The organism is Aeromonas sp. A35_P (assembly GCF_002259925.1).
Classification (GTDB): Bacteria; Pseudomonadota; Gammaproteobacteria; order Enterobacterales; family Aeromonadaceae; genus Aeromonas; species Aeromonas dhakensis.
Genome location: NZ_NEVB01000084.1, coordinates 1 through 7076, shown reverse-complemented (window position 1 = coordinate 7076; position 7076 = coordinate 1). Strand labels below are relative to the sequence as shown.

General features: G+C 54.7%; 10 protein-coding genes. 3 read left to right on the top strand and 7 right to left on the bottom strand.

The features are described 5' to 3' along the window. Positions 1 to 400: 400 nt before the first annotated feature. From CAK78_RS06475 to CAK78_RS06450, 7 genes are all read right to left on the bottom strand, one after another. The gene (locus CAK78_RS06475; protein WP_094696751.1) at positions 401 to 625 is read right to left on the bottom strand and encodes an MbeD family mobilization/exclusion protein; all 225 of its coding nucleotides are present in this window, start codon (positions 623 to 625) and stop codon (positions 401 to 403) included. Continuing rightward, positions 626 to 1099, bottom strand: coding sequence for an MbeB family mobilization protein (locus CAK78_RS22970; protein WP_254924722.1), 474 nt, complete (start codon positions 1097 to 1099; stop codon positions 626 to 628). Between the two features lie 684 nt (positions 1100 to 1783). Further along, positions 1784 to 1954 (bottom strand): hypothetical protein, encoded by a 171-nt coding sequence (locus CAK78_RS22805; RefSeq protein ID WP_176452704.1) that lies wholly within the window; start codon positions 1952 to 1954, stop codon positions 1784 to 1786. Beyond that, a complete protein-coding gene (locus CAK78_RS06465; RefSeq protein WP_094696750.1) occupies positions 1954 to 2295 on the bottom strand; it encodes a MobC family plasmid mobilization relaxosome protein in 342 nt (113 codons plus the stop codon). Before CAK78_RS06465 ends, CAK78_RS22805 begins: the two co-directional genes overlap by 1 nt. Next, complete coding sequence (locus tag CAK78_RS06460) at positions 2292 to 2597, bottom strand: hypothetical protein (RefSeq protein WP_094696749.1); 306 nt, start codon at positions 2595 to 2597, stop codon at positions 2292 to 2294. The genes CAK78_RS06465 and CAK78_RS06460 overlap by 4 nt, the downstream gene beginning before the upstream one ends. A 1692-nt stretch (positions 2598 to 4289) precedes the next feature. Continuing rightward, a complete protein-coding gene (locus CAK78_RS06455; protein ID WP_141214137.1) occupies positions 4290 to 5225 on the bottom strand; it encodes a hypothetical protein in 936 nt (311 codons plus the stop codon). Positions 5226 to 5401: 176 nt separating this feature from the next. Next, positions 5402 to 5704: a hypothetical protein gene (locus CAK78_RS06450; protein WP_094696747.1), complete on the bottom strand. Its 303-nt coding sequence runs from the start codon at positions 5702 to 5704 to the stop codon at positions 5402 to 5404. A gap of 122 nt (positions 5705 to 5826) precedes the next feature. Here CAK78_RS06450 and CAK78_RS06445 point away from each other — a divergent pair, with 122 nt between their 5' ends. The 3 genes from CAK78_RS06445 to CAK78_RS06435 all read left to right on the top strand — a co-directional run bounded on the left by CAK78_RS06445 (position 5827) and on the right by CAK78_RS06435 (position 6825). Continuing rightward, complete coding sequence (locus CAK78_RS06445) at positions 5827 to 6114, top strand: CopG family ribbon-helix-helix protein (protein ID WP_094696746.1); 288 nt, start codon at positions 5827 to 5829, stop codon at positions 6112 to 6114. Then, positions 6102 to 6395 carry a type II toxin-antitoxin system RelE/ParE family toxin gene (locus tag CAK78_RS06440; protein WP_094696745.1) on the top strand — a complete coding sequence of 98 codons (294 nt, stop codon included), beginning with the start codon at positions 6102 to 6104 and terminating at the stop codon, positions 6393 to 6395. Before CAK78_RS06445 ends, CAK78_RS06440 begins: the two co-directional genes overlap by 13 nt. A 244-nt stretch (positions 6396 to 6639) precedes the next feature. Next, positions 6640 to 6825 carry a YegP family protein gene (locus CAK78_RS06435; protein ID WP_094696744.1) on the top strand — a complete coding sequence of 62 codons (186 nt, stop codon included), beginning with the start codon at positions 6640 to 6642 and terminating at the stop codon, positions 6823 to 6825. Positions 6826 to 7076 lie beyond the last annotated feature (251 nt).

Sequence of the window (7076 nt, the reverse complement as noted above, 5' to 3'; positions counted from 1 at the left end):
GGGGTCGCTTCAGAATTCGGAAAATAAAGCACGTTAAGAGATTCGATACCCAGCAACGGCGCGGCTTTGCGCAAGCTGCTCCCCCCTAGACACAGAATTTTCGAGGTTCTCGAAACTCGGCTGTTTCAGCCGTGCAATACGAGAGTGGTTTTCGAGAAAGTAACATGCCATACCAGCACTGGCACGGATCTGATTCTCATTGATGCCTCTCAAAAACGGTCGTTTATGAGAGTGCTAGCCATGCCACTGGCTTACCGTGCTTTATTTTCCGAATTCTGAAGCGGCCCCTATACCGGCTAATGAAAAAGTGGGGCCACTGGCCCCACTCAATCCCCATACTCCCGATCCCCCCAGCGGTTACCTAATCTCATGCCGCCACGTCTGTACTCTCGTTCTGCACTCAGGGCTTCAATTTTTGGCTCAATCGCTCGACTTGCTCGCTCAAGTGCAACACCTGCTTGCTCAAGCTCCCCACGTTCTCCCGCAATGCCCGGTTCTCGGTAGAGGTGGCCTCGAACATCAGCCGCAAATCGCTGTAGGCGCTCTCCCAGGCCGCGTGCTGCGCTTTGTACCCGCCTTCCAAATTCTCTAACGCTTTCAATAACTGCTGTTCGAGCTCTGTCATTCAGTACCCCTCCGGAATAAACATCACTCTCTGATCGCTCTGCCGCCGCCAGTACACCCCCTTCGCCGGTAGCTGAGTGTCCTCCGACACGGCTATACACCGCCGCTCCCCACACATCCCTATGTGCAACGTTCCGCCCTTCTCCGCCAACTGCTCCAGTGTCGCGTTCTGGCGCGAGATCTCTACCCAGTTCTCGGCGATGACCCTCCCCTGGTACCACACCACGACCCAGCTGATCCCCAGCAGAAACGCCACCCCGATCAACGGAAAGACCCACCCCTTCAACACCAACCAGCCCCACCTCCGGTTCTGGGCGTCGATAGCGGTGTTCAATCTCTGCGCGCTTGATTCCAACGCCGCGAGAATAGCTCTCTCGTGCGGCTCGAACGCGTTCTTCACGCTCATTTCGATATCGCTCGCCTGCTGCTTCGAGCTCTCTTCGAAGGTCTTGGCCAGCTCTAAAATCTTGCTCATACAGGGCCCCTTTTAGCCGGATATTCCGCCCCCCTTCCGGGTCGGCAATGCTGATACTCTTGCGGGTCTCCCGCACCACCTCAAAGCCGTGTTGCTTCAACGTGGCCACCACGTCTCCCCGATCGGCCAGCTCACCGGCCGCCGCCAGCGAAAGCAGACCGTCGGTGATCGCTTGTGCCGCGTCCTGCTTGGCTTTTGGCAAGTTGCTGGGGGTCATCAAGGCCCGTTTGTTCAAGGGGTCATCCGGGTCATGCAAGCCCAACTGGGCGTTGACCACCACCTTCCACGCATCGATGCGGGGCCGGTCGGCCCGGTCGAAATAGGGTTGCAGCCGCTTGCCACTCAGCAGCTCGATATTCGGGATCACGAAGTTCAGCTCAAGCCGCTCTTTGTCCCGGTGCTCCACCCACAGACAGGCGTACTGATCCCTATCCAGCCCCGGCAGCAACGCACGCTCGAAGCTGTCCATCAGCTTGTCCTTGTCCTCCCGGGGCAAGTCCGCTTCCTGGAACGACAGCACGCCGGAGGTGTACTTTTTGGCGTAGGGGCTGCTGTCGATCAGCGCCTCGATGAGACCCGGATCGCCGCGGTCAAGGGTCGCTCCCTCCCGATCCCGCTGCGGCCCCAGCAGGTAATCGACTGGGCCGCTACCGCGCCCCACGCCACGGGCATGAAATTTGACGATCATGACTCGCTGCACAGCCAGACGGTGGCCACACTGAGCGCTTCATCGTGCTCCTGGTAAACCTCCCCACTGACCTCCTGGCCGTCCTTCAACAACCGCAAGCTCCACCCCTGTTCGCCGGGCAACCGGATCAGGGTGTAGTCATACTCGGCTACGCCGCATTCGTTCATCACGTTACCTCCGTTGAGGGTACAGACAGAGCCTGCAAAGCACGCTCCATCGCCATCAGCACCGCGATCACCTGGACACGCTCAACCGCGCCCCACTCCCCGCTATTCACTCGCCGCGCTACCTGGTTGAGGTTGTTACCAATCCCGGCTATCTGCCTCAGCAGGGCCGGATCGACTTTGGGGACCGGCGTTCGCCGCCGACCGGCTGCTTTGTCGTTACCAAGGCACTGGCTCCGCATCCATTCGGCCAGCCGTTCATCGCCACTCAAGCCCTTGAGCCGGGCCAGTTCCTCGGCGGTGACCCGGATCTTGATCACCCGTTCGCGTTTGGTCGGGGTCATTTTTGGTCACCGTTACCGGTATGAAGCTGCCCCAGCCATGCCGACCGCACAGCATCATGCAGCCTGGCCACAACCTCGGGGGCCAGGGTCGAAGTGCGGCCATCCCGTAGGTTCAGCAGGAAGATCTCCAGCTCGCCACAATCGGGACGATTTAAGGTAACGGTGACCGTTTTTTCCCGTTGCCGTGCGCGGTAGGCCGCTTGCTTGGCGGCAGGGCTCAACGCCTTGCCGGTCGGTGGCCGACCCCGGCGCTTGCCACTCGGCAGCAAGTCAAGGGTCTGGTCGTCTCGTTCATCCTTCATCCGATCACCTCAATTACGGTAACTGTGACCATAGAACTCTCCTGTCCGCCGACCTGGGAAAGCCCGGAACGGGGTTTTTCGGGGCGGTGGAAGCAGGGGGTTTCGGGGGCGGCACGCCCCTGAACCAGCTTCACAGAGGAACCGAAGACGCGAAGCGGCTAAGGGCCCTCTGTGTATGCTGGCTTAGAGTCAAGTTTGACATAGCCGGAATAGGTTGTAACCACCTGTTGGCGAGACTATTTAAAGTAACAGTGACTGTAATTGGATGGCTTCGAATGTAGGTAACTAAGGGGTGTGAAGTCCAACGGTACGAAAACGTACGTTAGTAGGGGGGCTGTGTCTAAAAAGTCGATTTGGAGGCACTGCGCATCTATAAAATGCTCAAACCGATTTAATAGACACGCAATGAACCCTTTTTTCTGCGTCTCTAATCTTTTGAATTAATGGACAAATTTCCTTAGCGTACAGATCCGTTCCATTGGGCTTCAAACCCCACTAATGGGAGGCAAAAGAGAGATCAAGGGGGGGTGATTATGCGTGCCATGGGGAAGCAAAAAAAACGGGCGAAAAGGATGTCGGCAAGCCTCCTCAGTCAGCAGGCTCTCCTATCTTTCGCTGCGCTTCAAGATAGGAGAGCCCTCCTACAGACCCACATCGTTTTAGGGTCTTTTACAGGATAAGCTCGCCTTGCTCCGGACTATCGAGACTGCTTGCGGCAGCTCCCTCTCACGCGCTCCAGAGAACACACCCCGTCCAGCTGCACTCTGCTTTAGCCCCCGCCTGTTGGTCGGACTGCCACGCCGTTTTTTAAGAGCTGGCCGTGGTTGGTTCCCCGTTACGCTCTACTTGCAGATGCCCCAGGGTTGCGAGCCCTGGGAGGCTGTGGTGCGCGATTGCACGCTTGGGCAGTATGTGAGATTTCCCCGTTCTGCCCGACCTTCACACCCGCTACGGCAACAATCACTTGCGTCCAATCCGAGCGAATACGACAAAGCGCCAAAGGTGAAAGCCTTTGGTAACAGGGTCGAGCAGAGAGTTGATACTTGAACAGCGGGCCGCACGCGGCTAAACTGAGGGGGTACTTTACGGTATCCGCTTCCTGCTCGAAGCTGTTACCCACCGGACTTTAAGGAGGTCGAAGACCTTAAAGCACCGGGCAAACAACCCACCTTACGGTGGGTTTTTTGTTTCTGGCGAGCAGGTTACGCTGGATCTAAGGATCTGATCAAGATCATTTACGGGATCTTGTTGGGCTTCACACACAATTCCGGCTTGGCCACATAGACTTCATGTCGACCGGTCGCGGAGAACTTCGTTAAAGGTCGACAGTAGACATACCCCTTATCCGCCAAACTAGTAGTCATAGACGTATAAAAATAAATTGCTGAAAACACACCAATGATAGCGAAGAAAACTATCACATAATTAGCTATTGAGCTTCCTCTTCTACCCCATACAGCATCAGCTCTCTTCCCCGTAAATAATGCAACCCCAGGTGATGCTACCGAAAATAACCCAACGCCAATAAAGCCAACAGATACCCACAACCCAACGACATTTATTTTCACGAGTGCAGATCCGTCAGCTATTAACGAAAATGTATTGTAAACCTCAGAGGTGGCCATCCACCACACGCCCCATGAAAAGATGTTTACAAAAACTCCGGCTAGAAAAACCTTTAATCTAGGAACCTCACTCGAATGCATTTTTCAACTCCGATACAACCTTCTCCGAGATGTGCCACTCTTCAAAGATCTTGTCGATCGCATAACTAGCCCCCACGACTGCTAATACACCCAGCAGAATCGCGCCACCAGACACGCCAATAGCCAGCAAGAAAGCCTCACCAGCAGCAATCGCCAAGATCCCCTTAAACATGTCTGTTCCTACATTTCCGAACCAGTCCACTAGATGGTAATCATCATTGAACACTAGCTCGTTCGTGTTAATAGTTGCCGATATAATAAATGTAGCGACAGCACCGCCCTTATATCCACCAACACGCCCCTGAGGGGTTAAACCTAACTGGACAACCTTATAATTATTTAGTCGATATTTATGACCATTAAATTTAACTCTTACACCATTAACCAACGCATGACGCATTATTTTATCACCATTGTTCTTGGTCGTAATCGCTATGTACTCTTTGCCTTTTGAGGTAAATACTTCTGCCTTTACTCCATAATCACCAAACTGTCTTGCCAAGTCGTAGGCCTTATAAACAGCCGCTCCATACCCCCCAAAATCATTGGCCGTGCTAGCCGCTTCAAGCGTCTTGGTGCCGTCCTTTTCCCAGGAAAAGGTTTCTGCCTTGTCTTTGAGCTCCACAGCCAGCTCCTTGGCCATGTCTTTCAAGGTCGCTGCGGCGTCAGCCAGCGTCAAAATGATCGCTTTCTTGTGGTTGGCCTCCAGCACGTCACGCAACTTATCGCTCAGGTCTTCACCCGTAACAGGGTTGTATGCAGGCCAGACAGGTGCGCCATCGACCCAATACCCTTTGGCAGGCTCGTTCAGCGTCACGCTCCCCCGATCATCAACTAACACCGCAGGCTCTGCCGATGTCAGCTCGCCATCCCGCCAATGCCCTCGCGCCTTCATCGTCCGTTTGAATCGTTCTGGTTCCATGACCACACCTCACTGACTACTCGAAGCCGCCATTCTGCCACAGGGAGCGATCGAGGCCAAAAAAGCGGCAGCATAGGCGGCAATTACAGCGATTTCGTCACCAACACCAAGGCGATGGCATACCCCAAATAAAAAACGCGCCTAAGCGCGTTTGAGACGTGGATCCAGATACCTGGTTATACCATCGCTGCGATCACGCCAATGATCACCACAAGCACCAACAAGCCAATGGCAATACCCAGCAACAACCTGACCCAGCGATGGACAGCAGCAAGAAGGCCGCCGGCAATCACTGCCGGCACCACGGTAACCAGAAAGCGGATTGCCGTGTGCCATTCAGGATCCACTACATAGCGGTTCACCAGCAGGCCAACCAGAATTGCCCCCACCAGGAACAAGCCGAAAATCCAGTTACCATCCTGTTCTTGGTTGTATTCCGACTCCGACAGGTATCGGTCACCAATGCGATATCTCGCCATTCAACGCGCTCCACATCTCCCAAAAGACACATTTGAACATGCTGACACAACGCAAGATGCGGTGAAAGCATAGAGGGACTGGGTTATCATCAAGGTAATACCTATGACTACTAGAGGTTCCCATGTCTGGTACAGCCAAACCCATGTCCATCAAGCTCGACAGCGATACCCAAACCCGCATCAAGCTGCTGGCCGCCGCTCGTGACCGCTCCCCGCATTGGATGATGCGCGAGGCCATCACCCAGTACGTTGAACGCGAAGAGCGCAAAGAGGCGTTCCGCCGCGATACCCTCGATGCCTGGCAAGAGTTTCAGGAGACCGGCCTGCACGTCTCCCTCGAAGAGGCCGACCAGTGGCTGGCCGGTTGGGGCACTGAGACCGAAGGTGGCGTACCTGCATGTCACAAGTGATCCTGTCACCGGCAGCCCTGCGTGACCTCCAACGACTGCGAGAATTCTTGCACAGCAAAAGCCCTGTCGTTGCACTGCGAGCTGCCCAAACCATCCGTTCGGCATTGGCCCAGCTCGGTCAACAACCTGCTATGGGCCGCCCTGTTGAAGGACTCCCGGAGGCGTTCCGCGAGTGGGTGATCCCCTTTGGCGACAGCGGCTACCTGGCACGTTACCGCCAAGAAGGGGACTCAGTGGTAATCCTGGCGCTGCGCCACCAACGTGAAGCTGGGTTTATTTAGGTAACAGTTACCTAAATAAACAGGTGGGGCATTTTGCCCCACCTTATGCGCCAGTTAGTAATAGGGGAGGCACTTGTCTCAACCAAGTGGGGCCACTGGCCCCACCACGACAAATATGCCTAGCAACGAAGTTTCTGGTGATAGCTTTTTTTTTATTCAAACTCCATTGAAAAAACAGCAAAAATCCCAGACATAGCCAGCAGAGGGTTTATATTGAGCCCTCCCGCATCTAAAGGACTTGGCAATGAACGATACTTGGGAGTTTTACAAAGACCCCTCCAATGAGTGGCGCTGGCGCCGTACTGCCCCGAACGGACGCATTGTTGGTGCATCAACCCAAGGTTATGCAAACCGTACTGACTGCGTAGATAACGCACGTCGTAACGGCTATACGGGGTCGCTTCAGAATTCGGAAAATAAAGCACGTTAAGAGATTCGATACCCAGCAACGGCGCGGCTTTGCGCAAGCTGCTCCCCCCTAGACACAGAATTTTCGAGGTTCTCGAAACTCGGCTGTTTCAGCCGTGCAATACGAGAGTGGTTTTCGAGAAAGTAACATGCCATACCAGCACTGGCACGGATCTGATTCTCATTGATGCCTCTCAAAAACGGTCGTTTATGAGAGTGCTAGCCATGCCACTGGCTTACCGTGCTTTATTTTCCGAATTCTGAAGCGGCCCC